The sequence below is a fragment of the Microcoleus anatoxicus genome (assembly GCF_042465725.1).
Taxonomy (GTDB): Bacteria; Cyanobacteriota; Cyanobacteriia; order Cyanobacteriales; family Microcoleaceae; genus Microcoleus; species Microcoleus anatoxicus.
Window position 1 is genome coordinate 1,331,375 of sequence record NZ_CP120853.1, and the last position, 26,422, is coordinate 1,357,796.

The 26,422-nt window shown below is 45.6% G+C and carries 18 protein-coding genes; 8 read left to right on the forward strand and 10 right to left on the reverse strand.

Annotated features, from left to right (window positions below; translation table 11 throughout):
• The first annotated feature begins 41 nt into the window (after window positions 1-41).
• Entirely contained in the window at window positions 42-1,550 is a 1,509-nt protein-coding gene (locus P2A85_RS05605) for an SGNH/GDSL hydrolase family protein (protein ID WP_377478003.1), read from the forward strand.
• On the opposite strand, the gene P2A85_RS05610 is transcribed toward P2A85_RS05605, so the two are convergent.
• From P2A85_RS05610 to P2A85_RS05630, 5 genes are all read right to left on the reverse strand, one after another.
• Complete coding sequence (locus P2A85_RS05610; protein ID WP_377478005.1) at window positions 1,540-2,352, reverse strand: MlaE family lipid ABC transporter permease subunit; 813 nt, start codon at window positions 2,350-2,352, stop codon at window positions 1,540-1,542. The two genes, P2A85_RS05605 and P2A85_RS05610, sit on opposite strands and share 11 nt — an antisense overlap.
• 86 nt (window positions 2,353-2,438) lie before the next feature.
• Window positions 2,439-3,476 carry a patatin-like phospholipase family protein gene (locus tag P2A85_RS05615; protein WP_377478006.1) on the reverse strand — a complete coding sequence of 346 codons (1,038 nt, stop codon included), beginning with the start codon at window positions 3,474-3,476 and terminating at the stop codon, window positions 2,439-2,441.
• 19 nt (window positions 3,477-3,495) lie between these two features.
• Entirely contained in the window at window positions 3,496-4,125 is a 630-nt protein-coding gene (mtnB, locus tag P2A85_RS05620) for a methylthioribulose 1-phosphate dehydratase (protein WP_377478007.1), read from the reverse strand.
• 44 nt (window positions 4,126-4,169) lie between these two features.
• Entirely contained in the window at window positions 4,170-4,838 is a 669-nt protein-coding gene (locus P2A85_RS05625; protein ID WP_377478008.1) for an HAD-IB family phosphatase, read from the reverse strand.
• Between the two features lie 139 nt (window positions 4,839-4,977).
• Window positions 4,978-5,730 carry a Crp/Fnr family transcriptional regulator gene (locus P2A85_RS05630; RefSeq protein ID WP_377478009.1) on the reverse strand — a complete coding sequence of 251 codons (753 nt, stop codon included), beginning with the start codon at window positions 5,728-5,730 and terminating at the stop codon, window positions 4,978-4,980.
• A 21-nt stretch (window positions 5,731-5,751) separates the two neighbouring features.
• Between P2A85_RS05630 and P2A85_RS05635 the strand changes: the two genes are divergently transcribed.
• Entirely contained in the window at window positions 5,752-6,798 is a 1,047-nt protein-coding gene (locus P2A85_RS05635; RefSeq protein ID WP_377478010.1) for a DALR anticodon-binding domain-containing protein, read from the forward strand.
• A 386-nt stretch (window positions 6,799-7,184) separates the two neighbouring features.
• Here P2A85_RS05635 and P2A85_RS05640 read toward each other — a convergent pair whose 3' ends face one another.
• A complete protein-coding gene (locus tag P2A85_RS05640; RefSeq protein ID WP_377478011.1) occupies window positions 7,185-12,128 on the reverse strand; it encodes a DUF4347 domain-containing protein in 4,944 nt (1,647 codons plus the stop codon).
• A 593-nt stretch (window positions 12,129-12,721) separates the two neighbouring features.
• Between P2A85_RS05640 and P2A85_RS05645 the strand changes: the two genes are divergently transcribed.
• Window positions 12,722-14,050: an FAD-binding oxidoreductase gene (locus P2A85_RS05645; RefSeq protein WP_377478013.1), complete on the forward strand. Its 1,329-nt coding sequence runs from the start codon at window positions 12,722-12,724 to the stop codon at window positions 14,048-14,050.
• 175 nt (window positions 14,051-14,225) lie between these two features.
• A complete protein-coding gene (locus P2A85_RS05650) occupies window positions 14,226-15,635 on the forward strand; it encodes a (Fe-S)-binding protein (RefSeq protein WP_377478015.1) in 1,410 nt (469 codons plus the stop codon).
• A gap of 153 nt (window positions 15,636-15,788) precedes the next feature.
• On the opposite strand, the gene P2A85_RS05655 is transcribed toward P2A85_RS05650, so the two are convergent.
• On the reverse strand, window positions 15,789-16,328 hold the full coding sequence (locus P2A85_RS05655; protein WP_340550738.1) for a cyclic nucleotide-binding domain-containing protein: 540 nt from the start codon (window positions 16,326-16,328) through the stop codon (window positions 15,789-15,791).
• 434 nt (window positions 16,329-16,762) lie between these two features.
• Between P2A85_RS05655 and P2A85_RS05660 the strand changes: the two genes are divergently transcribed.
• The 4 genes from P2A85_RS05660 to P2A85_RS05675 all read left to right on the forward strand — a co-directional run bounded on the left by P2A85_RS05660 (window position 16,763) and on the right by P2A85_RS05675 (window position 23,678).
• Window positions 16,763-17,866 carry a hypothetical protein gene (locus P2A85_RS05660; RefSeq protein ID WP_377478016.1) on the forward strand — a complete coding sequence of 368 codons (1,104 nt, stop codon included), beginning with the start codon at window positions 16,763-16,765 and terminating at the stop codon, window positions 17,864-17,866.
• Between the two features lie 279 nt (window positions 17,867-18,145).
• Window positions 18,146-21,373, forward strand: coding sequence for an AAA family ATPase (locus P2A85_RS05665; protein ID WP_377478017.1), 3,228 nt, complete (start codon window positions 18,146-18,148; stop codon window positions 21,371-21,373).
• 129 nt (window positions 21,374-21,502) lie between these two features.
• Window positions 21,503-21,637, forward strand: a complete 135-nt coding sequence (locus P2A85_RS05670; protein ID WP_377478018.1) for a hypothetical protein — start codon at window positions 21,503-21,505, stop codon at window positions 21,635-21,637.
• 169 nt (window positions 21,638-21,806) lie between these two features.
• Entirely contained in the window at window positions 21,807-23,678 is a 1,872-nt protein-coding gene (locus P2A85_RS05675; RefSeq protein ID WP_377478020.1) for an adenylate/guanylate cyclase domain-containing protein, read from the forward strand.
• Window positions 23,679-23,747: 69 nt separating this feature from the next.
• Here P2A85_RS05675 and P2A85_RS05680 read toward each other — a convergent pair whose 3' ends face one another.
• From P2A85_RS05680 to P2A85_RS05690, 3 genes are all read right to left on the reverse strand, one after another.
• Complete coding sequence (locus tag P2A85_RS05680) at window positions 23,748-24,518, reverse strand: YebC/PmpR family DNA-binding transcriptional regulator (protein ID WP_377478021.1); 771 nt, start codon at window positions 24,516-24,518, stop codon at window positions 23,748-23,750.
• A gap of 86 nt (window positions 24,519-24,604) precedes the next feature.
• Window positions 24,605-25,243, reverse strand: a complete 639-nt coding sequence (locus P2A85_RS05685; RefSeq protein WP_377478023.1) for a histidine phosphatase family protein — start codon at window positions 25,241-25,243, stop codon at window positions 24,605-24,607.
• 280 nt (window positions 25,244-25,523) lie between these two features.
• The gene (locus tag P2A85_RS05690; RefSeq protein WP_377478025.1) at window positions 25,524-26,048 is read right to left on the reverse strand and encodes an endonuclease NucS domain-containing protein; all 525 of its coding nucleotides are present in this window, start codon (window positions 26,046-26,048) and stop codon (window positions 25,524-25,526) included.
• Window positions 26,049-26,422: the final 374 nt, after the last annotated feature.

A 26,422-nucleotide genomic window follows, 5' to 3' on the forward strand; every position in this document is an offset into this window, starting at 1 on the left:
ATATCCAGTCCAGATTCAAGGAGAATCAAAAATATAAAAAAATGAAAAAACACCATAGTCATAGCATCAAATCAAAAATCTATCGCCACCTATGGGCATTTTGTTTATCTCTGCTTGTCCTGTTAGTTCCAGCCATCCAGAAAATCAATGCTACACAAGGATTTCCCCCACCAGTTTCCCAGGAAAACAGTGCTAATTTTGGAGCTAACATTCAAAGGACAATGGGATTGCTGGCTAGCAGCACTCCAGGCGATCGCAAACCAGTACGCATCCTATTTTATGGACAATCTATCACCCAACAAGATTGGTGGCAAGATGTAGCCAACGATATCAGAAAGCGATTTCCCTATGCAGATTTGACCATTGAAAACCGCGCCATCGGAGGATTTGCCGCTGGGCTATTAATCCGTCCCAGCGAACACGACTTATATCCTTTTTATCCAGATTTGGTAATTTTTCACGTTTACGGAGGAGATGAAGATTACGAAGCAATCATTGCTAATATCCGCCGTCGCACCACTAGCGAAATACTCATACATTCAGATCACATCGACTGGATGCCAACAGGAGAAAAAGACGATCCAGATCAGCTAAAAAGATACGAATGGCACAACACTCATTCTACCCAATGGTTGCCTCAAATTGCCGAAAAATATGGCTGCGAAATTGCGGAAATTCGCACACCTTGGAGACGGTATTTACAAGACAATAGCTTGCCACCAAAACAGCTATTGAGTGACGAAATTCACCTCAACAATTGGGGCAACTTTCTCCTAGCAGCCCTGATTAAGCCCCACCTGCGATACAATCCAAATTTTCCTAAAAAACCTGATCCAGATTTAGTAAAAACCTATAGAGTTGGTAGGGAAGTCCAGTGGAAAGATGGCAAATTGCGGTTAGAATTTGAAGGAAATAGAATAGATGCGATCGCCGATAAAAACTTCAAGGACAAAGCCAGCAGTGCTAGGATTACCATAGACGGCAAAAAACCATCAGAATTTCCCGAACTTTATGCAATTACCCGGCCCAGTCCCACCGTTGGTGTCGGTTGGCCAGCCATTATCCAAGTATCCAGTCAGAAACCCCTAATCGTGGAAGATTGGAAAGCAGTAATTACAGAAATTAACAGCGATTCCAGCAAGTTTAAGTTTCAGGTTTTTGGTTCAAAAACAGGTTACGACGGTAGCGGTACAAATGACAAATTATTTGTATCAAATTCTGGTCGCGTTGTCATTGAACCCAAAAACTGGTGGCTGCAAAGTTCCTATGAATATTCTAAACAGCCAACACCCAAAGGATTTGAGACCGCATGGCAGGTAAAACCAATGTTTGTGGATGCCTATGTGCCGCCAGAAATTACCGATTTCACCCGCGAAAATCATACCACATTGGCTCAGAACTTAACCAATTCCAAACATATTTTGGAAATCGTTCCTGAAGCTAATGGGAAAGTTCCTATTCAAGAAATTCGAGTGTATCGTCCTCCTTACAAGCCGGAACCGAAAAGCCCAAAAAGTCCGCTAGGGACAGATAAGATATTCACCTTCTAGTAATTCCCAACTCATGAAAAAGTAACAGTGACAAAAAGAAATCAGCCACAAAAATAAACACCCAAGAAGTCACCACCGCCGCCGTCGCAGCTTGTCCAACTCCCTTACCTCCCCCCGTTGTAGTCAATCCCCAACCGCAACCCACAATGGCAATAATCAATCCAAAAATAAAACTCTTAATCGCCACAGTTACTAAATCCCAAGGTCCTAAAAAAGTGCGAACAGATTCTAAAAATACTGAGGGTTCCAACTCATAAAAAATAGCAGCTACAAACATTCCACCTATAATCCCCACCGCCACCGAAAAAATGGTTAATACCGGCAGCATGACACAACAAGCTATCACCCGTGGCACTACTAAATAATCAACCGGATTGGTTCTCAACATATAGAGGGCATCTATTTGTTCTGTCACCTGCATTTCGCCGATTTCCGCTGCAAAGGCTGAACCTACTTGTCCCGCCACTACACCGGCAGTTAAAACAGGTGCTAATTCGCGGCAAAATGCCAAAGCAAAAGCACCTCCTACCGCCCCCACAGCCCCAAATCTAATCAATTCTCTGGCTGATTGAATCGTAAAAATCATGCCGGCAAAGAAGGCTATTAATAGTACAGCGCGCAAAGAATCTAATCCTACTGTGACTAAGTGTTCCATGATTTTGCGGCGGTCAATTTTGCCACTGAGGATGCGCCACAGCACTTGTCCGCCTAGGAACATAGTGACAGAAAATCGCTGAAACCATCTGTTGTTAAAGGTTTCATCTAAATGTCGATCGCGCTTGTCTTGGTATTTTTTCACCAATGATTTAGATTTTATATGTGACAGTGCTGTACGCTAAGGACTAACAACTAATAACCAATAACTAATAACCAATAACTAATTATTAATTATTCCGCCAGCAACAAGTCAATAAAGCGATCCAATTCTCCATCGTACTTTTGTGCTTGCTCCTTGCCAATTTTCACCAGTTGTGATATTTTTTGTTCCGACGCATCATCGATGGGTAGCGGTTCTGTATATAAACTCAAATTTGGAGTAATTCTCAAATATTGATGTGGTCTTTCTATGGCATCAAAAATTTGCATGAGTTGATAATCGACTGTTTCAGCAACCCCGGTCATCAGTATACTAATCAAAGGATCGATCCACTCCACTTGACCCCAGTCTTTGGCTTCTTCGTAGGGATATTTTTTTTGAGCGTCTCCGGTGCCGAGAGATAAGATTACCATGTCCTTTGCGGTCGGGCCTCTGTCTGGGCGATCGTCGGGAATGCGGAATTTATTTCTCACTTCTGCATAAGCACAAAGTGCGGGGTTGTTGGCAAATACTCCGCCGTCAACTAAAACGTAGGATTCGTTTGTCAAAGAGCGAATTTTGGGAACTTCAAAATAAGAAGGAGCAGCCGATGTCGCTCTGGTTATATCTTTGATGAAATAGTCTTCTTCGGGATTATTTACAGCATCTTGTTGATTGAAAAAGTGAGCTTTTCTCCTTTCGATGTCGTAACTGGTAATTAAACAAGGCTTCAGCAGTTGACTGAGTTGGCAATCTCTAAAGTGTTCTAAAAAGAATTTTTCGAGGCGATCGCTCGAATATTTTTCATCCACTAAACCGTCTAGAGATGTGAGTGTTTGCCAAAAGGAACTCTTAAAAACATCGCGACCACTTTTGATGGAAAAATTAACAGCATCTTGGGCAGACCAAAGAGGTCTACTGGGATTATCGGGATCGGGAAACAAGTAAAGACAAGTTAAAATCCCTCCCGCACTTGTGCCGGCGATTAAATCAAAATAGTCAGCTATTTTGGTCTCTGGGTTGCCACTTTTTTGTTTCAGCTTTTCTTCAATGGCTACTCCGACTTGTCCCGGAATTATTCCTCTAATACCGCCTCCATCTATGGATAGAATTCTAGTATATTTAGCCATAAATGTTACCTCAATTTGTCTAAAATGTATAATCTAAAATCGATTGACGGGCCATCACCAAGTAGCGAAAAATGTATTCAACAATTTCTATGTAATTGTATGCTGTAGCTGGGGAGTTTGCCCAGACTGTAACGCCGTGATCGCGAATTAACAAAGCGGGTACTTGTGGGGGAGAAATGGCAAATAATTCGCCAATTTCCTGGGCGATTTGGGGGACTGAAAAATAATTGGTAAATAAGGGCATGGATACTTGGGGGTTTTCCTCCCAGACTCCCAAACCTTTGAGCATTTCGATCGCAGGTAAAGACACGGCATCTCCCGCTGCTAACCGAGAGACTAAATTTGCCTCAATGGAGTGAACGTGATAGCAAGCTTGAGCTTCGGGAAAACTCTGATACACCGCTAAATGAATGCTGGTTTCTGCGGAAGGGCGACTATCTGGATCGGGTTGCTCTAGAATTATGCCGTCTAAGTTCATTCTAATAAAATCCGTGGCAGTTAGTTTGCCTTTTTGGCGGCCGCTAGCGGTAATCCAAAAACTGCCGTCATCTAAGCGAGAGGAAAGATTCCCGGCTGTCCCAACCATCCAACCTCGATCGTAAAAATGTTTGGCCGCTGCTATTAAATCTGTTCTCAAATCGCCGCTCATTCTTTGCCAATCCTCAGCTTTTTGTGCATGATTTTAGTTGAGTTTTAATCCCATTGTTGGGAGAGCTTTTCTAGCACATCAAAAAAATTATCCCATTTAGTATAGGGCTTTTGCTGTTCGTCTAGATATTGGGCCAGTCGATCGCGCGCAAACACCCATGAAGCCTGCAAAGCCATGTTAAAATCCGTGACCGAATCACCGATCGCCACCTGTTCCTCGGCTGGGTACTGTTCCATTACCCGCACCTTTGACACCAATTCCGTATCCCCCTCAAATTCCGACTTTACTTGGAACCGAGGCCCGGTGGTGTCCACATCCACAGCATAAATAGCGCGAACCCGATGGACTAAATCGCCGAGGACGGTTTCTACCATAATTCGTAAACCGCCGGAAACAATCACAAAATGCACCCCTTTAGCATCCAAAAAATCCAGTAATTCTACCAATCCCGATCGCATCAGCTTGGGGCGGGAAAATTCGATAATTTCCCCGTAACATTCCGAGGGAATCGACTCCAATAACTGCCGCACTCCCGATCGCAAACTCAGCCTTCTAGCATACATTTCTGGCATCAGTTCCGATGACAGTTGTGGCGCGAAATGCTTCAGCATAGCCACAAAAGTTTCTTCTACGGTAATCGTGCCATCAAAGTCACAGAAGAGGACTCGTTGCTGATGGTTCGGGATGGTCAATTTTGGCTGGTCATCGGTCATGGTCGATCGCACAAAAGAGAGAACCGTAAAATTTTACACAATTCATCCTACAATGTGGAGTGACAAAGACCGCGATCGGCTAAAAAAACTAACAGTTGCCCGCTGTTTCGGAACAATCTGCCCCTGGGTTCGACCCAGATTATTCCATCAATGCTTCCGGTTTCGGCTTAGGATTTTTGGTCTTGGGCGAATCAGGGTTAGCCGGTAAACAGATTAAATTGTCATCCTCAGTATTAATCAAACCTTTCGATCGCAACTTACCCATCAACCTAGTGACTGTGACTCGCGTTGAACCAATCGCACTGCCAATTTGAGCATGAGTCAGGGTCCAAGGGAGGCGATAGCCGCGAACCACATCTGGTTCCGTCTCACCTACGTAGGGTTCCCCAAACTCTTCTATCAACAATGTGAGAAACCCCAGCAGGCGATCGATTGTCCGGCGCTGTCCCAAAGTGCTTAGCCAGAGTAGTTTCCGCTGGTGCTGGTAGCGAAACGCATCCAAAATTTCCCGGCGGAAGTGAGGCCAGTTATCCAAATCGTGCCAGTACATCCACACTACGTGAGTTTGGTCAGCGTGGGCGTAGGCTTGGAGAGTAAACGGCGACTGTGCCACCAGTTCAAAGGGCTGACCCGCTCCTACGAACCCCAGAAAAGCTTCTTCTGGTGCTTCGCGATCGGATTTTGATGATTTTGAACTGGCGCTGACCTGAGCGCTACCTACGAGGCGCACAGACCCCTTCTGTACTAAATACAGGAGTCCCGGTCTAGCTGGAATGCGCTCGTCTTTGCTAAAAGTCCGGCAGCGGTAGTGTTCCTGGGCCCAGTCTATAATTCGTTGCCAAGTTATAAACGGTCGGTCGATCGTCTCTAGAGATGTGGAAGTTGATTGCATGGGTGAGGGATTGGGATATGTGTGACCAGTGAGAAAACAGGTTTTGCCAATATGGCGATACAAAGTGAGATGACTGACCCCGATCGAGCTTACACTAGCTTAGCTGTGCTTGCTTATTTTAGTCAGTTTTACATAAATATCCAATGTAACAAAAAATACATCTCAATGGTTGAATTCAGCAAATATAAAATTTTGAATATGGAGTCCAAGTCAAAACACTGGGAGTTGCAGAAACTCACAGTGAAAACTCTGTTGCTGTCACGGCTACAAAGTGCGATGGAACGGGCTAATCTGCCAGAAACTGCCCTAAAACTAGATGAAATTCCCTTAAATCGGTCTCAGAATAGTATAGGAGTAGTTTACATTTCGGCGATCGGCCTCAAATTGGCTAAAGTATACCAGCAGACACCCCAAGCCATCGCCACACAGTTAGCCGAAACTCTGCAAGGTATGTGTAGTGGAGATTTCGCCGTTACAGTCGCGCCCTCGGCCATCATTGAGTTTGAATTGACCCCTCCAGCTTTGGTCTGGTGGTTGCAGCGTTTAGCTCAAACTCCCATTCCAGTTACACAATCTCGAATAATATCACCCATATTGTCAGCCGATCGACTGTTTCCCATTCAATACAGCCACGCCCGCTGTTGTTCTCTGCTGCGAATGGCCCATCGCGATCGCCTAATTGCGATCGGCCAACCCGATGTCGCCACAACACCGCAAATTTGGTCGCTGACGGCCCCCAATCCCTTACCCTGGCTCGACAACGAACAACTGAGATTAATACATCCAGCCGAAAGCCATTTAATTTCCCAACTATTGACAGTGCTAGACAGTCTAGCTTTTGTGTTTGGGGAGTGCAACCAAGAAAGAGCGATCGATTATTTCAAATTAGCAAATAGTTTGAGCACAGCCTTTCAGACTTTTTACAGCCAGTGTAGAATTTGGGGCGAAGTTAAAAGAGAAAACCTGAAACTCGCCCAAGCCAGATTGGGTTTAGTATTAGCAACTCAGTCCTTGCTACGATTTATGTTAGAAGAATTGTTGAACGCTATTGCTCCTTTAGAACTCTGATTTTTTCTTATATTAGGGATCGATCCCCCCTAGCCCCCCTTAAGAAGGGGGGGACAAGAGTCTTCTCAAAGTCCCCCATCCCCCATCCCCCATCCCCCCTTGGGGGGGCAGGGGGGGGTGGGGGGGCAGGGGGGGTGGGGGGGCTAGGGCGTGTTTTCAAACTACTCCTTAAGATTTAGATCCCCCTCGCATCCCCCTTGGGAAGGGGGACTTAAAGACTCTTCCCCCCCCCTTATTAAGGGGGGCTGGGGGGGATCTTTGGGGAGAGAAAACACGCCCTAGGGGGGGGTGGGGATTTAGGGGGATCTAGACTTTGCCTAAAAGCGACATTGATCTGGGTTTCAGGCCTAAGTTGACACCAATGCCCCCGTGCCTACCCATCGACTCTAAGCTAAACTGAAATTGGCCGCACTAATCGCATTTGCAGACACCCCATTCAGAGAGGCTAAAATTTCACCTGTTGCTGACAAACGGATGAAAGTAGCACTGTTTTCTTGAGTAATTGACAATTGTGAGAAAGTGAGATTATTGCCCAGTATTAGCAAATCTTGGCCATCCTCAAAATCCAAGATAGTATCGATACCAGAATTGGTAGAAAGCAAGAATTTATCATTGCCAGCACCTCCTGTCAAAATATCACTTCCCAAACCGCCTGTGAGCAAATCATCACCCTTACCTCCCAGCAGAATATCGTTACCATCACCGCCATTCAAAATGTCAGCACCGCGGCTGCCAAACAAGGCATCATTTCCGCTACCTCCCAGCAGAATATCATTACCTTTGCCTCCAAAAAGAGAGTCATTTCCCAGACTACCGTCGAGGTAATCATTGCCCCTCATCCCCATCAAAACATCATTTGCGCTGCCGCCAGTCAGGATATCGTCGCCATTTGTACCGATAATTGCGTCGGGCGAATTGCTGCCTAAATCAACGTCGCCGGTGACAACAGGAGTCGCAAGCCCACCAGGTGTTGTTATAGTTTCAATTTTGGTGTCTAAAGCAGCAGCAGTATTCTCAGAAACTACCTGAGAAATTGTCTTAGTTCCCGCACCAACAGCTTTGAAATCTTGAGTAGTTTCGCCCAAAGTTACTTTTTGGACGCGGGCGACTGCTTCAGGAATGGATGTTCCTGTTGTGCTGGAGACAGCGGCATCAATGCGTTGATTGGCTGTTGCCATTACAGTCGCAGCTTGCGAGGAAATTTGGGTAAAGTTTTGAGTGTTGAAACTGGAGTCAGTTTGCTTGATTCTACTGACAGCTTGCTGAATGATTGGTTCTAAATCGGCTGCATTGCTCAGATTTAAAACAGTACCAGATTGAATTCGACTGGTAATTGAACTGACAACTGCCTTGACAATATCCTTAGTTAATGCACTAGAAGCACCGTCAATCAAAGCGCTAGTTTGAGTGATGAAGTTTTGGACTTTCACCATTGCGGATAAAGTTGCAATACCCCCTGGCTGGTTGTTGTTGGTAGCCGCGATCGGATCTAAGCTAGTCAGGTCAACATTAGCGGGGATAGCAAGGGATTTTTTGACGGAAGATTGTGCTGATTCTGATGTCAATCCTTTGTCGATTAAGTCTGCGACCAAGCTGGTTAAAAGAGTGACAACAGTAGCATCTGGTGGGGCGGTGACTGGTGTTTCTAGCGGTAAACCCGTGGCGGTGTCGATGCCACCTATGGCCACTAGATTGCCTTCTGATGGGTCAATTTCCCCGTTTTGATTTTTGTCGAAAATATCGGACGCGAGATTCAGATCGAATTCACCATTAGGGCTAGTTATGGCAGACGGTTCGTTAGCATCGATTATGCCGTTTTTGTTAGCATCAAAGAAGACAGTAGCACCAGCAATGTAACCGTCAATCACTACACCGAAAGAGCTAAATCTGATCAGCATACCTTGATTGTCGCTAGCACTTGCACCAGTTGTATCAGTTGCCGTTAACTTAATTCTGATACTTTGAAATGTCGGACTTTGGCCGCTGAAAGTGCGAGTATTTGGATTGAAATTCAGCCAACTCGGCAGGGGACTTCCATCCATCAGAGTAGCTGAGTAAGTGAGAGTATCTCCAGGATCGGAATCTGTGAAGGTATTCTGCGGAAAAGTGTATTCAAACTGCAATGAATTGCTAGTTTGCAGAAATTGGTAATGCCACGGGGTGGTAGTCCGGCCGTAATTGAGTACGGGCGGGTGGTTGATGTTGTTAGGTGTGGGCGTTGGTATCGGCGTTGGTATCGGCGTTGGTATTGGAGTTGGTATTGGTATTGGTATTGGTGTTGGTGTTGGTATTGGTGTTGGTGTAGGCGTGACTGGTGTTGGTGTGGGCGTTGGTGTGGGCGTGACTGGTGTCGGCGTGACTGGTGTCGGTGTGGGTGTTGGTGTGGGCGTGACTGGTGTCGGTGTGGGTGTTGGTGTGGGCGTGACTGGTGTCGGTGTGGGTGTTGGTGTCGGCGGTGTCGGTGTTGGCGTGACTGGCGTCGGCGTCGGTGCCGGCGTCGGTGCAGTGTAATTAATAATAGTTGTGGTAGCCGTATCAGCGGTAATTGTCGGTGTTACCGCTGCGATACCTGTGGCCTCCGACAGGGTGACGGTAATAGTTTCATCGGGTTCCACCGTGGTGTCGCCCAACACATCCAGAGTGATAGTTTTTGATGTTTCACCAGTCGCAAAATTAATCGTGCCAGTAGCAGTTTTTGCCCCAGAAGTGCCACCGATATTGTTATAATCGCTGCCGTTGGTAGCAGTTCCTGCGATTGCATATTTGATGCTACTTGCCCCGTTAGTGACGTTGCTGCGATTCACAGTGAAAGTTAGAGGTTTTTTGCCGCTATTGCCTTCGTCAATGCTGGCAGTACCGGCAGCAATGGCATAAGTAACAAAAACCCGATCTGAAATAGTTAGAGTTGTTTTCTTTGTAGATCCGGCAATCGCACCTGTAATTGTGCCAAGGTTGAAAATTACAGTTTCGGGGTTTTCCGAGAGATTGTCAGGCTTGATAGTAACTGCAACATTCTTGGTGAGTGCGTCACCTGTTGCACCGGCGGGGAAGGTAATCGAAGTAGGGGAAAAGGTGTAGTCTGTATTTTGGGTGGCGGTGCTGCTAGAGTCGAGGATAATTGGCACAACTACATCGTTTAAGGGAGTGCCGCCGGTGATGTTGACGGGAATATTAACTACTGTGTCTGTTGCTCCTTCCACGCCGCTGTAAGTCGCCGCACCGAAATTAACTGTATTCGATGTATTCAGCAGAACCGAGACATTTTGACTGTAAGCCGTAGCTATATCCAACTTCCCGTCAGCATTAAAATCTCTCGCAATCATAGAAACATATGCTGTCGTATACGGGATTGTAAATTGGCTGAGATTACCAAATTTACCCGTACCATCTCCTGACAAGACTGAAAGGGAAGCACCATAGTAGTTAGACGTGGCTAAATCGAGTTTGCCGTCGCCATTAAAATCCCCTGCAACCACAGATTCAGGATATCCTGAATTAGCAGTTATAACATTAAAGTTGTTAGCAGTATCAAAATTACCCGTACCATCTCCCAAGAAGACTGAGACAGATCGATCGTCAGTGTTATTAGTGGCGATATCGAGTTTGCTGTCGCCATTAAAGTCGCCTGTGACGACAATTCGCTGACTATTGAAAGTGTTAGAGGGGGAGTTAAGGTTAACGGGGGAGTTAAAGTTGCCTTTACCATCTCCTAAGAAAACGGAGATGTTATTAGTATTTCCATTGTTCGACGTGACTAAATCGAGTTTGCCATCGCCGTTAAAGTCGGCTGTGGCAACAGTAGACTTGCGTGTTTGTGTATTAATCTTAACGGGAGTCCCAAAGCTACCAGCACCGTCTCCCAAAAGTATTGAAATGTAATTATCGTTCTCAGGAGTTGTGGCTAAATCTAACTTGCCATCTCCATTAAAGTCGCCGGTTACGATCGAGTAATGATCTATATTTACACCAAAGTTGGTAGGATCGCCAAAACTACCAGTACCTGTCCCCAGTCGGATGGAAAGGAAATTGCCGTTATCGAAGGAATAGTAAGAATTCGTTACAGCTAAATCGAGTTTGCCGTCTTTATTAAAGTCACCCACTGCAACGCCAGAGGGATTCTCCTTACCTCCTGGCTTCAATAAGCTGATAGGAGTACCAAAGCTGCCCGTAGTACCCGTCCCCAACAATATGAAAATATCTGATAAGTAGGTTGTCACTACTAAGTCGAGGAAACCGTCACCATTAAAATCGCCCGTACCAATGTCAGAAATACTTCCTTGGCCCACAGTATAGTTTCTGGCTTCACTGAAGGTGGCAAGGACGTGGTTGTATGTTGCTAGAACTTCGGGCCGAAATGCTAAAGGTGCTGCTATTTTCCCGGTTGTTGTTTCCAGTTTCCAGTCGCCGCCTTTTGCGGCACTGCCGGTGAGGTTTTTGGAGGCGGCAACGTTGGTATTTGTGAGTTGGGCGATGCGCTGGATGAAGGTGAAACCGTCTCGATCTAAATCTAAATTTAAATCTAAATCTATCGTTTGTTCCCCGGTTCCGCCGGGGGTTGAAACCCCCGTCTCATAGCGAAAGTCCTCTGAAGAGGACTGAATATCCGCCTTGTTTTCAGTCGGTTTCAACCGACTTGAGCTATGAGACGGGGAATTAATTCCCCGGCGGACTTTCGGGTAAATGCGAGATAGATCGATCGCCCGTTCACGATCTTTGGCGTTTTCGAGCTCGATCGCCCGTTCACGATCTTTTGCGTTTTGGAGATCGATCGCACATTCATCATTTATCGCCCGTTCATCATTTATCGCCCGTTCATCATTTATCGCGTACTCCTCCGATCCGCCAGGGGTTGAAACCCCCGTCTCATAGCGAAAGTCCTCTTTAGAGGACTGAATACCCACCTTGTTTTCAGTCGGTTTCAACCGACTTGCGCTATGAGACGGGGAATTAATTCCCCGGCGGACTTTGAGGCAATCGCCAGGCCCCGATGCGACATTACAACCATAAATCAGAATGTCCGCACCGACAGTTAAAGCACTCCGCCACTGCTGCAACTTCTCGGCATAAGTTTCCAGATTGTCAGCACACAATCTAGTTTTTCCCAGTTGCAAACTACCCGGAGTACCGTGAGAAATGATGTGAATGCTGTTTATATTCGTTCGATCGCCCAAAACTTCAGTAATTTGGTCGATCGCATCCCGGTTCCCATCCAAAACCACTACTTCGGTACCCGGTGTTACCCCGGCAATCAAACTTTGATAATCTGTAACAAGGCGATCGATAAAGGCGATCGCACTTCCTGAAACTTGAGTTTTTAAGTTTGGCATCATACACCTAATGCTGAGTTGAAAAAAGAGTCAAAATTTGTTGTACCAACGATAACGGCTTATTGCATAAAACTCTGTAAAGATTTGATAAAAATGTATTGATACATAGTCACTCGATCGACCTTTCGAGCGAAATGCTGGGGGAGCATCCCGATTTTGCATAGGCGAAGCATGACCGCAGACAATTTATTAGGGATCGCCAGAGATTTACAGCGGTCATGCTTCGCCCCTACGAATTTCTATTAAATCAGATGACTATTTGAGAACGTGAGTGAGTTCTCATCGACTTCTCATCGACTTTTAAATACTCCCTTCCCCGTGCAACACAATCGTGTCAGAATACAAAGCGAAGCATCGAGTGAGATCCTTCAGTTTCTTCATTTAGTCCAGAATGACAGAACTACGTTAAAATGTGTAGTGCCAGTTTAATGGGTCGTTGCATAAAATTCGATCCCCCCTAGCCCCCCTTAATAAGGGGGGGAAAGGGGGGGTGAAAGTCCCCCTTATTAAGGGGGATGCGAGGGGGATCAAGATATGTGCAACGACCCATTAAATTGGTATGAGTCCTGTTGAATATAAAATCTACTATTAGTTGAATGAACTCAGTTTATACAGTAAATTTGGCACAGATCCAAGAACTAAAAAGTATTGTCGGTGCTGCTAGTGTCTCTTCCTGGCAAGATACAGAAGCATTTTGGCAAAAACGGCTCGAAATAGCAGTTAGCCCAGACACACACATTGACTGCATTGTTTATCCCAATACCCAGGCAGAACTCGCGGCTGTGATTGCTTGGGCTGGGCAAAATGGTTATGCTGTCTTGCCTTGTGGTGGCGGCAGTAAACTGGATTGGGGCGGTTTGGTCAAATTAGACTCGAATCTCCGACTCATGGCTGTCAACACTTCGCGCCTGAATCGATTGATAGAACACGCTGTGGGCGATTTAACCGTGACTGCGGAAGCGGGGATGAAGTTTGCGGATTTACAGCAAGTTTTAGCCGCCGCCGGTCAGTTTTTGCCGATCGATCCCGCCTATCCACAGCAAGCAACCTTGGGTGGCATTGTCGCTACTGCTGACGCGGGTTCCCTGCGACACCGCTATCGGGGGGTTCGCGATTTGCTGTTGGGAATGACTTTTGTGCGATCGGACGGTAAAATAGCCACTGCGGGCGGCCGAGTAGTCAAAAACGTCGCCGGTTACGATTTGATGAAACTATTTACCGGTGCTTACGGCACTTTAGGTATCATTAGTCAAGTCACTTTCCGAGTTTATCCCCTCCCCGTCGCCTCCGAAACAGTCCTCTTGACTGGGGCACCAGGGCCTTTAACTCAAGCAACCCAAATCCTCTTATCTTCGGCTTTGACTCCCACAGCCGTGGATTTACTATCACCGGATTTAGTCGCCAAATTAGGTTTAGGAAAGGGCTTAGGATTAATAGTCAGATTTCAAAGTATCCCAGAGAGTGTTAAACAACAATCAGCCCGCTTGCGGTCAGTTGGCGAAAAGTTGGGTTTGCAAGGGGCTAGCTGGGGCGAAAATGATCAGAAGCAATTATGGCAAACATTGCCAGAAACTATCTGGAATCATACCCAAGACTCCCCCATTATTTGCAAAATAGGAGTCAGACCCTCCGAAGCTGTCAAGGTAATGGACGAATTGCCCATTCAGGATGCTGTGATTCATGCAGGCTGCGGTTTGGGGATTTTGCGCTGGGAGAGTGCGACGGCGGAAACATTGTTGCAAATACGCCGAGTCTGTGAAGCTAAAGCAGGTTTTTTGACTGTTTTGGCTGCGCCTCCTGCTCTCAAGCAACAGTTGGATGTTTGGGGCTATACTGGAAGTGCGATCGATCTTATGCGCCGGATTAAGCAACAGTTTGACTCGGAGAATATTTTGAGTCCAAATCGTTTTATTAATGGTATTTAGTTTAAAGTTTGTAGTAAGGACTTCAGTCTTTGTTTTTTGACGAACCGCGAAGACGCGAAGACCACGAAGGAGGAGAAAAGAAGAGAAGAGAGGTATTTGTTTGCTTCTGATTTCGATTTTCAATAACTAAAGCTTTATTCTTGGTTCATTTTTTCTTATTTCTTCTTTCTGCCCTATGCAAATTTCTGAAAAATCTACACTTCCCAGCGACAATTTTAAGCCTGCTAAGGAGAGCAATTTTTTAGCACAAAATTCTCATTTACAAAGTCCAGAATTACAGGGTTTTGATGCTAATAATCCACCTAATCCAAAATTAATCGATACTTGCGTGCACTGTGGCTTTTGTTTGTCCACTTGTCCTAGTTATCGGGTACTGGGTAAAGAAATGGATTCCCCCAGAGGCCGCATTTATTTGATGGATGCGATTAACGAAGGTGAAGCACCTTTGAATGAAGCAACTTCCCAGCATTTTGATACTTGTTTGGGCTGTTTGGCCTGTGTTACTACTTGTCCGTCGGGTGTACAATACGATAAATTAATTTCCGCAACTCGCCACCAAGTTTCTCGGAATCAGGAACGCTCTTTTTCTGATCGAGTAATTCGCACTCTAATTTTTAATCTTTTTCCCTATCCTCACCGATTGCGCCCTTTACTTTTGCCTTTGTTTATTTATCAAAAATTAGGACTACCTAAACTGGTTCGCAGCACAGGTTTACTGAAAAAAGTATTTCCTCGTTTGGCTGCGATGGAATCAATTTTGCCGAAAGTTACTGTTGATTCTTTCCGGGATAATTTACCAGCGGTAATTCCAGCCCAAGGTGAAAAACGCTATCGAGTTGGGGTGATTTTAGGTTGTGTACAGCGGCTGTTGTTTTCCCCGGTTAATGAAGCTACGGTGCGGGTTTTAACGGCTAATGGTTGTGAGGTTGTGATTCCGAAAAGTCAGGGATGTTGTGCTGCTTTACCGGAACACCAAGGACAAGCGCAACAGGCACAAACTTTGGCGATACAAATGATTGACAGCTTTGAAAATACGGGTGTCGATTTTGTGATTATCAATGCTGCGGGTTGTGGTCACACTTTGAAAGAATACGGTCATATTTTAGCTGATGACGATGCCTATCGGCAGAAAGCAGAAGCTTTTGCGGCTAAGGTTAAGGATGTGCAAGAGTTTTTGGTAATGGCGGGTATGACGGCAAAACTTCATCCTTTGGTGGATGGAGATTTGACAATTGTTTATCAGGATGCTTGCCATTTGTTGCACGGACAAAAGATTAGTGTTCAACCTCGTCATTTGTTGCAACAAATTCCGGGAGTGATGTTAAAAGAACCTATGGATGCTGCTTTGTGCTGCGGGAGTGCGGGCGTTTATAATCTGTTGCAGCCGGAGGTTGCTGATGAATTGGGAGTGCAAAAGGTGGAGAATTTGCTGAATACTGGGGCGGAGTTGATTGCTTCTTCTAATCCTGGTTGTTCGCTGCAAATTAAGAAGCATTTGGAGTTGCAGGGAAAAGCGGTTTGTTTGATGCACCCCATCGAGCTTTTAGATTATTCTATGAGAGGTATTAAATTGCAGAGGAAGTAGTCATAGGTAATAGGTAATAGGTAATTGGTAATTGGTAATTGGTAATTGGTAATTGGTAATAGACATCTTCCCAAAAAATTCTGAAGCACAGGCTTTCTGGTTTGTTTCACAATAATTATGGGAGATGTCTAGTTGGGATTGGTGAAAATTGTTTCAATTCCCTTTTAAACGCTGCAACAGGGATTGAAATCTCGATTGGGATAAATCGGGATTTTCTACAGCTTGGGAGATGGGGAGTTCGTCCTGTGGTTGTTGATATACTAGGTCGTTGCTATCTTCGCCTAAACGCTTGACAGTACCACGTAATCTGGATGACAAAAATTTGGTAATGGCGCGATAAAATCGCAGGGAAAATAGTACGTCTTGTTCGAGTTTTTCGGTTAGCAGACGTCTGGAAATTGATAGGATTAGGCATTCTTCTAGGGCGAGGACGCTAGCAGATGGCAGTCTTCCGTCTACAAAGGACATTTCGCCTAGGACTTCGCCGGCAATAATTGTCCCAATTTGTTTGTTGCCTACGGATGAGGCAAATACGCTCAAAGTGCCATCGAGGACGATATATAGTGCTTCTAAGGGTTTGCCTTCGGTGATGAGTGTGGTGCCGGCTTTGATTTGGGTGCGCTTCCCGTTGGCAATCATCCAATCAATGTCCCGATCGCTCAATTCCCCTAATATAACTAAAACTTTGCTCATAAAATCAGGTTGAGATTAGATAGTATGTAGATCAATTGTTAACTGCGGATGCTGCATAGACGGTTTTGAAATCTGGCTTTCTGTTGGTTTCCCGCTGGTGTGGCCAGACTTGCCGGATTTTTCCCTGTGGCTGTCGGTGCTGCGACTCACTAGAAGATTGTATCTTGGTCTTACCCGCGATCGACTCTGTACTCTGGTAACGACACAGCTTTTGTATAAAATCTTCCCTGGGATTGATTTTTGGCCGATCGGCAAATTATAATAAAACCCACAACTGATAGATACTCAAAGAAGTGCATCGGCAGGAGAGTTGACTGTTCAACGGTTAAGTGGCAATGTAGGAACAAGACAACTCAGATTTTTGTCAAGTTCACACAACGCTCTCGACTTTAGCTCTGATACACTTTTAACACACCATTAATTGAGGAGAATCTGTGAATAATCTATTTTCCAGGTCTACTTTCGCCTTAGTAAATCTTGCCGCTTTGGCTGTTTGTTGCACTACCCTGTCAGTTAAAGCTGAAACTGGCAACTTGCCAGATACCGCCACATCAGCAAGTTTGCCCTCTCAAAACATTCCTGAACTTTCCGAGTCCGTTGCGACTGCGGCGGCTAAAACTGATGCAGTAACAACTGCTAGTAATAAACAAATTGATTCTATAAGTTCTCTACAACTAGATGGGGGAGTCAAATCTGAGTTAGTACCAGAGACAGCAACTTCGGAATCACCCACGAATGTGGAAGCATCTGCCATGGCACCAGCCACATCAGATGTCGCAAATTCGGAAATCCCGGCGACTGAAAATCTGGAAAATACATCTATGGCTGCTGAGACTAAAGACTCGGAACCCGCAGCTACCATCGCCGATAATAGCATTAAAGTCCAGCCTACTGCCGAAAACCCCACCAAGGGCGATCGAACTTCGGAACTGACAGCAGTAAATGCTGATAAAGAAGTCAAAACAGCAGAGGAAGTGTTGAGTCATCCTGTGAGCACTTCGGCATCGGCCTTGACAAAGGAACCGACAACTGCTAATGAAAAGCCGGAAATTGCCTCGGCACCAACTCAAAAAGTGGCTCAAGAAAACCAAGTCAGACCCGGACGCTCTACCCGTTCTGGCCCTAGCTACATCGGCATTGGCGGTAATCTAGGTTTTGGGGGAGATACAGCCTTGGGCGACACTTCCTTTGCGATTATTAGCAAAATTGGTTTGACCAACAATTTCTCGGTGAGGCCTAGTGTTTTGTTCCGGGACAACCTGACGGTTTTGATTCCTGTTACCTACGATTTTGGAGCGGGAAATGCAGTAGAAGTCAGCGATGATTTTGTGATTACTGCTGCTCCTTATGCAGGTGCTGGCGTGGCATTTTCTACCGGAGACAACAGCAATTTTGGCTTCCTGATTTCCGGGGGCGTAGATGTGCCACTGTCGAGAAATTTTACAGCAACCGCCGGGTTGAATATTGGTTTTCTGGATGGTACTGAAGTGGGATTGTTACTTGGTGTCGGTTATACGTTCCCGAATATTGCTCGATAGTTGGGCTGTGGGAGCAAATCTCTAACAAGTAAGTAGGTGGTTGGCTGTAGGATTGCAGCCAACCTTTTTTTTTTGATTTAGGAGCGATCCCCAGAGTCGGGAGTTCTTTGAGAACTTAGATCAAATCCTCTCTTCTCTTCCTTCGCGCCCTTTGCGCCTTCGCGGTTAAATCATTCCGATACAACCGGAATTGATATTATTCTGGATCTGGATTGAACAACTAGCCAACACCACACAAATAGTGTTACTTATAAGAGATTGTATGGCGCGATGCCTTAAATGATTCCTATACAACTGACACTCAAAAATTTTCTCAGCTATCGCGAAGCTGCTTTAGACTTTCGCGGCTTGCACACTGCTTGCATTTGCGGGCCTAACGGTGCTGGCAAATCTTCACTCTTGGAAGCTATTACCTGGGCTGTTTGGGGCTGTTGCCGCAGCGATGAAGATGAGATCATCCACATGGGCGAAATTGATGTTCGGGTTGATTTCACTTTTGCGACTGGTGGCCAAGTTTATCGGGTGATTCGCTATCGGCGCCGCGGACAATCCGGGAGTTTGGAATTTCAAGTAGCAACTAACACCCCCTTCCACGCCCTGAGTAAAGGGGGGGCGCAAGAGGAGAATTGTGCCCTTGGTAAGGGAACGCCAGCAGAATTTACTTCTTCTGGGCCGCTTACTAAGGAGGGGCTAGGAGGGGTGAATTTTCGCACGCTGACTGATAAAGGTCTGAGAATCACTCAGCAGAAAATTCTCGAATACATTAAATTAGATTACGATACTTTTATCAACTCAGCCTATCTGCGACAAGGGCGAGCTGATGAGTTTATGCTGAAAAAGCCGATCGAGCGCAAACAAGTGTTAGCAAATCTGCTCAAACTCGATCGCTACGATGCTTTATCGGAACAAGCCAAGGATAAATCGAGACAATTTAAAACTCAAGTTGAAGTGCTCAAACAGAGTTTGCAAACCATACAAGAGCAACTGCAACAAAAAGATGCGATCGCCACAGAACAAGTCCAATTGCAACAAGTAACGACGCAATTGCAACAACAGCAGGAAATTGACACCGCACTGTTGCAGCAACTGCAACTGCAACACCACAATCGCCAAACTTGGCAAACACTCCTGGGTGGCTACCAACAGCAACACAACAACATCTCTCAAGAATGCCGTCGCTTGCAGCAAGAACTCGCCGTGGCAAAACAGCAGCAAAATGAGCTGCAAGCCCTGCTACAACAAGAAAATGAAATTACAACCGGAATTACTTATTTCCACAGTTTACAAGCTACTGAAGAGAGTCTAGCAGGAAAATTCAAGGCTAACCAAGAGGCTCAAAATCAACGTCACAAATTGCAAGAACAGCAGCGGCAAGAATTGAGTGTTTTGCAAGGCAGAATTCAACAATTGCAAGCTCAACTAGATGTTTTGCAACAGCAAGAAACTGAAGTGATGGAAGTGCTGAAACAGCAGCCGGAGGTGGAAAAAGGACTGGCAAAATTGCAAGTAGCCCGATCGCAACTCCAACAACTAGAACAACTGCAACTGCAAGTTTCGCCCCTACTCCAACAGCAACAACAGACACAAACTAAACTCGATCGCGCCCACGCAGGTTTAACCGCCCGCTTGCAGGAAATTAACCGACAGTTGCAAGTGGAACAGCAGCAGCGACAGCCACAATTGCAACAGGAAATTTCAGCAATTGCTAACCAAATTTTGCTGTTAGAAAACAAGCGAGTTTATCAAGAGCGAGTCCGAGAAAAAGGCAGAGAAAGACACAACTTTCTCGAAAACCTGAAAGCTAAAAGCCTGGACTATCAAACTAAATTAGATGAAATCGATCGCAAACTGCAACTTTTACGGAAAGAAGAAGGCGAAAAAACTGCCGAGAAGGCTTTGCTACGGGAAAGTCAAGCAGCGAATTTGCTGGAAAATGAGCAATCTCACTCGCATTTAGTTGTGCGGGATGCAGATTTTGGGAATTGTCCTTTGTGCGATCGACCTTTAGACGAACACTACTGGAATTTGGTAGTCAAAAAACATCATACCCAACAGCAAGAAATTTGGAACCAACTGTGGGTAGTCCGCGAACAGTTAGCCGTGTCGGAACGGGAAATTCATGTCCTCAGACAGGAGTTTCGCCAACTAGAAGCTGAATTAGCCCCCTACGAAGAATTGCGGGAACGGCGCGCTAATTTGCAGGCTCAATTGGAGGCATTAGGTAAGGATGAAAACCGCTTGCAAATTATGCGAAAAAATGCTGCGGAAATAGAGCGATCGCTCCGTACAGGGGATTACGCATCCGATGAGTATGCCCAACTCCAACAAATCGAACAGCAACTGCAAGAACTTAATTATAGCGATCGCAGTCACTCCCTCGCCCGCAGTGAGGAAAAGCGCTTACGGTGGGCAGAAATTCAGCAATCTCAAATCAAAGATGCTCAACAAAGACTTCATAAAATTAACGCCCGCCGTCCTGAATTGCAAACTCAATTAGTCGCATTACAGCAGCAGTTAGAACAGGAAAAAAATAGTTCGCCCATACAGCAACAAATTCTGTCTTTAGATAGATATATTGCGGAAGTTGGTTACAATTTTGAACAGCACGAACAAGTCCGCAGCGAAATGCGGCGGACGCAATTTTGGCTTCCTAGGGCGGAAAAACTGCGCGCGGCAACTCAGCAGTACCCGCAAGTGCAGCAGCGACTTAATGAAATAGCTAGTTCGATGGCTGTGCGCGATCGAGATTTGCAAGCTGTCAGCGCTCAAATTTCCGCCATGAGCAAGCAGTTGCAAGAACATCCCGATCCCAGAGCACAAATAAGTGCGATCGAACAACAAATCAGTCGCCGTCGCCAGCAGCTAGACCAACATTTGGGAAGTCTGGGACGGCTTCAGCAACAGCAGCAAAGTTTAGAAGCTTGGCAAGTTCAGCTAGTAGCTCAAAAGGAGCAAATGCAAGTTGCCAAACGCCAGCAGCGAGTTTATCAAGAGCTTGGTCAAGCCTTTGGTAAAAATGGCATTCAAGCTTTAATGATTGAAAATGTGTTGCCTCAACTAGAAGCAGAAACTAATCAAATATTATCCAGGTTGAGCGCCAATCAATTGCACGTTCAATTTATTACTCAGCGGGCTGCTGCTTCTAAAAAAGCGACTAAATTGATTGATACTTTAGATATTTTAATCGCCGATGCCCGTGGCACTCGTCCCTACGAAACTTATTCCGGTGGTGAAGCTTTTCGGATTAATTTTGCGATTCGGTTGGCCCTGGCGAGATTGTTATCTCAGCGGGCTGGGACGGCTTTGCAAATGTTGATTATTGACGAGGGATTCGGGACTCAGGATGCAGAAGGATGCGATCGACTGATTGCAGCTATAAACGCGATCGCCTCGGATTTCGCCTGCATTCTAACTGTCACCCATATGCCACACTTAAAAGAAGCTTTTCAAGCCAGAATAGAAGTGAACAAAACTGCTCGTGGTTCTTGTATCAGCTTGTCGGTGTAGAGTGATATCAAATCCGTTGACATCGGAATGATTAATATCTCTCTTCTCTTCCTTCGCGTCATAAGCGCCTTCGTGGTTAAATCATTCCGATACAACCGGAATTGATATGATGGGCGAAGCGCACAGGAAATGACAGATTGGGAACTGTCGATCGGCTATCAAATTATGGTAAAAAAATATAAGGGAAGCCTGCGGTGTATCTGGGCATTCTTGCCAGGGAAGAGAACTGTGGATTTAAATTCCAGTGTGGGAGTAGGTTCTTAAGTTGTTGACAAAGGTGCAAAATGTCAGAAACCTCTAAATTTTAATTCCCAATTGCCCTCCGTTTTTGAGCGATCGGGGCTTTAAATTCGCAGCATAAAACGCTGAAATTAGCTGAAATTAATCGAAATCAGTGCTGCGCTATCCTAAATCCCCTATTGGCGACTCGATTATGTTGAAAAAATTACCTTTGCCCTGGTTTCGCTACATTCCAGCAGGTTTGACGCTGAGTTTGGGTATAGGGTTGTCTGTGTTTACCTTTGCCATTGTGTGGAACTGGGAAAACGGGCGCTGGGACTACGAAACCCACCGTCGCATGGATGATATCTCGATCGCCCTCGAAAGGCAGCTAAACTCCGATTTAGACGCAGTTCTCGCCCTCAGCGACTACATGAAAGCTTTCCGCACAGTCGATAAATCCTCCTTTGCCCGATTTGTGGGTCGTCCCCTATCAGTCCACCCCAGTCTGCAAATCCTGGCTTGGCTACCCCGCGTCCCCGATCGCGATCGCGCCGACTACGAAGCCCAAAACCAAACCCAAAACCAGCCCAACTTCCAGATTACAGAATCAGGTCTCCAAGGACAACAAATCCCAGCCCGTCAGCGTTCCGAATACTTCCCTGCTTTATACCTAGAACCCGCAGCAACCAACAAAACTGTTTTGGGCTTTGACTTCGCCTCCCAACCACAACTCCGGGCCGCACTCTCTCGCGGGCGAGATACCGGAGAAATGGTTGTCACCAGCTACATCGGTTTAATTCAAAATAATTCCTCGGAATTAAATCTATTAGCCATAGTCCCGATTTACGAAACCAGCACCAAACCAACTACCGTCGCATCTCGTCGCCAACTGCTGCAAGGATTTGTCCTGGGAGTATTTCGAGGCAAAGATGTGTTGCAAACTTCTTTAAAAGGACGCAATACCGACTATCTAAATATTTATATCTCTAGCGAGGCTCCAGACAAGCCAGAAGCATCCTCAATTTCACGGAATAGCCGCCCCCCCGTTGGGCAAGATACACCAGCCACCAGCCAAGTTAACGAATTTTCAGTGCTGTTTCAGTCCGACAGCCAACAACTCTTGCCGGGGTCTGCCGATTTGCAACAGCAAGTCAAGTCAAACTGTCCCATTCTCAACAATCCGGGTCCAGATTATACCGCTTGCAGGAGACGCCTCAAAATTAGCGATCGCGATTGGTATGTCTACGTCTCAGCCAGTCGGGAAATTCGTAAAAGTCGCAAACACTGGCGTTCTTGGGGCACTCTCACCATGGGGATGTTATGGACTTTCATTCCCGTCACTTATATGCTGACAGCTTTGAGCCGCACTGCCCAAATCGAAAAACTAGCCCAAGAAAGAGCCCGCCAAGCTTCCCAGTTGCACGATGCTTACAAACAGTTGGAAGCCGAACAAACAAAGTCCGATCGACTCTTGCTAAATGTGTTACCCGCCGCGATTGTCCAGCGTTTGAAGCACAACGAAAATAATATTGCCGAAAGTTTTAGCGAAGTAACCGTCATGTTTGCTGATATTGTCGGGTTTACAGAACTTTCTTCGAGAATTTCAGCCACCGCGGTGGTGGAAGTGCTCAACGATATTTTTTCCGCTTTTGACCACTTGGCCGATCGCCACGGTTTAGAGAAAATTAAAACTATCGGTGATGCTTACATGGTAGTCGGTGGTTTGCCTACGCCCCGAAAGGATCACGCCGAGGCGATCGCAGCAATGGCGATCGATATGCTACAAGAAATTCGCCGCCTCAGTTTAGAACATTCAGAACCTTTCAGCATTCGGATCGGCATTCACACCGGGCCAGTAGTAGCCGGAGTTATCGGACTCAAAAAGTTTATTTACGATTTGTGGGGCGACACAGTAAATATTGCTTCGCGCATGGAATCCCACGGGATTACCGGCTGCATTCAAGTCACCGTAGAAACCCAAGAACTTTTAAAAGATAAGTATACTTTTCAGAAGCGTGGCGCTATTCAAATTAAAGGCAAAGGCTACATGATTACTTATTTGCTAACTGGTCCGAAAGAATAGTTATTGGTTATTACTTAGGGGTTATGGGTTATTGGTTAGTGCACCCTTCCCACTAGCCACGGCCCACTGTCAACTATCAACTGTCAACAACATCAACTCTTCCGCCATTTCAAAATTAGCAGTCACACTTTGGACATCATCCAAATCTTCCAGTGCATCCATTAGCTTCAAGAGCGATCGAGCTTTTTCAGGAGTGTCTATTTCCACTGTATTTCTGGGAATCCAACGAATCTCTGACTGCAAAACTTGAAAACCTTTCTGTTTCAAAACCTCAGAAAGATTTTCCAAATTAGCCACAGTCGTAAACACCTCACCACCTTCCTCATCTTCATCAATAGATATCAACTCATAGGATTGAGCCTCGGCTTCTAGGGACGCTTCAAACAATTTTTCCTCATCAATAAAACCGCCTACCGTACAAACCCCTTTTTGGTCAAACATCCAGCCCACGCAGCCAGTTTCACCCAAATTCCCACCATTTTTCGTAAAAGCTTCCCGCAAGCCAGCCGCCGTGCGATTGCGATTGTCTGTCAGCGCTTCAATCAAAATAGCCACACCACCAATACCGTAACCTTCATAGCGGATAGCCTCTAATTCCGAACTCGCCCCAGACAAACCCGCACCTTTGGCGATCGCCCTTTCTATGTTTTCATTAGGAATACTCGCCGCCTTCGCTTTTTCAATAGCCGTTCGCAATTGAAAATTGCCCGCCGGATCTGACACACCGCTGCGGGCTGCGACAATAATTTCACGAGATATTCTAGCAAAAACCTTGCCTTTAACGGCATCAACTCTCGCTTTTTGCCGTTTAATATTCGCCCACTTACTATGTCCAGCCATACCGATTCATGATTTTCGATTTGATATTTTTGAAATTGAACAATCTCAGCCTCATTTTAATACACAAGATTGCATAATTCTCAATTTTAATTAAACCGGAGCGTCGCTTCCGTATCGATCAGATGAGAAGTATCGCCATTAAGTTCGATCGACCATTCTCCCCCATCCCGTACCACTTTCACCAAACAACACAGAGAAGCATTAATTTCCGTTTCCATACCCCCCGCCAGTCCGATCGCAGTCCCTAACACCGACGCACCATGACCTACTAACAGTATATCTTCAGGAAACTCAGCGACAAGGCGTCTAGCAGTTTCCCCAGCCCTTTTAAGACAAGCCTCCCCTGTTTCTGGATAATTTGCCATCCCACCTTTATAGGAAGCATCAATCCGAGGGAAACGCTCACATAAAGCCTCCACAGAAAGAGTTTCCGGCATTTCCGTCATCCATTCAGGATTCAGCCACTCGCACAATCCCCACTCTAATTTTAGCGACAAATCCAGGGCCCCGGCCACGTAGTTTGCCGTTTGGACGGTTCGCAGAAAAGGAGAAGCAAAAATGTGAGAAATGCCTTCACCTTTGAGGCGGTTAGCCAATTGTTTGGCTTGAACGTGTCCGTCTTCAGAAAGATGCGGATCGTAGCGGTGTTCTGCGGTGAGAAACCAGTCGGGGTTTACGAAGTCGATGCGGTTTCCGTGTCGTGCGATCCAGACTGTTTGTGACATGAGTTAGTTTGGGTTTGGCTTGTTGATGTAATATTATATCAAAGATGGTGAAGTTTATGAATAAGGATGAAACAGGGATAGAGGATGAGCTTCAGCCTGAATATGATTTGAGGAGTTTACGTCTCAGAAAGGTAGGATCTGGACGAAAAAGTTTTGGTGGTGTAAATATTCGCTTATAACCGGATGTTGCAGAGATATTTCCCGATTCTGAAGCGGTGAATGAAGCTCTGCGATTTTTGATTAGAATTACGAAACAAAACGTGGTAAATGAGAAATAAGCTTAAAGTCTTTGTAGCCACTTTTTCAAGGATAAATTAATTAGTAAATCCAAAAAATTAAATTCATTTTGTGACATCTGTTCATTATCTACATCTTTCAGTTGTAAATTTAAGTGGTCCTCAAAAAGAACGATCGCAAATTGCAAAAACTGAAAAAATAGCCCGTGATACTTCCTGTCTGTAAAATTGTCCCTGTGAAATTTTGGCGCAATTGCTATTAAGCGAACAGGTAGATCGTAATCCACGCGATCGGCAAAAGGTTGGTGTTCCAACAACGCATCGTAATAACGGGTTAACTGCTGAACGACATATCTATCTTCGCCGTTTTTCAACTCCAGCACAACTAACCGTTTATTCTCGTCCACCGCTATAATATCGCATCTCTGCTCGTTGACAGTGAATTGCCGCTTGATTACCGTCAAACCAAGCAAACTTTGCAAGTGAACTTCGACAAAATCCTCTAACGCTTCTTCATTGGCAAATTCCCACCCCGACCCTGTTTTATTCAATGCGGCGCTGCTTAGCATTTTGATAATTTTTAAAGTCTTTAACCAATTTTACTACTAATCTTTCTTAGTCCGCGTAGGCGGACTTTGTTTGTGTAGACGCGGTTTCAACCGCCGGTTATTTTTGTTTGTGTAGACGCGGTTTCAACCGCCGGTTATTTTTGTTTGTGTAGACGCGGTTTCAACCGCCGGGTTATTTTTGTTTGTGTAGACGCGGTTTCAACCGCCGGTTATTTTTGTTTGTGTAGACGCGGTTTCAACCGCCGGTTATTTTTGTTTGTGTAGACGCGGTTTCAACCGCCGGTTATTTTTGTTTGTGTAGACGCGGTTTCAACCGCCGGTTATTTTTGTTTGTGTAGACGCGGTTTCAACCGCCGGTTATTTTTGTTTGTGTA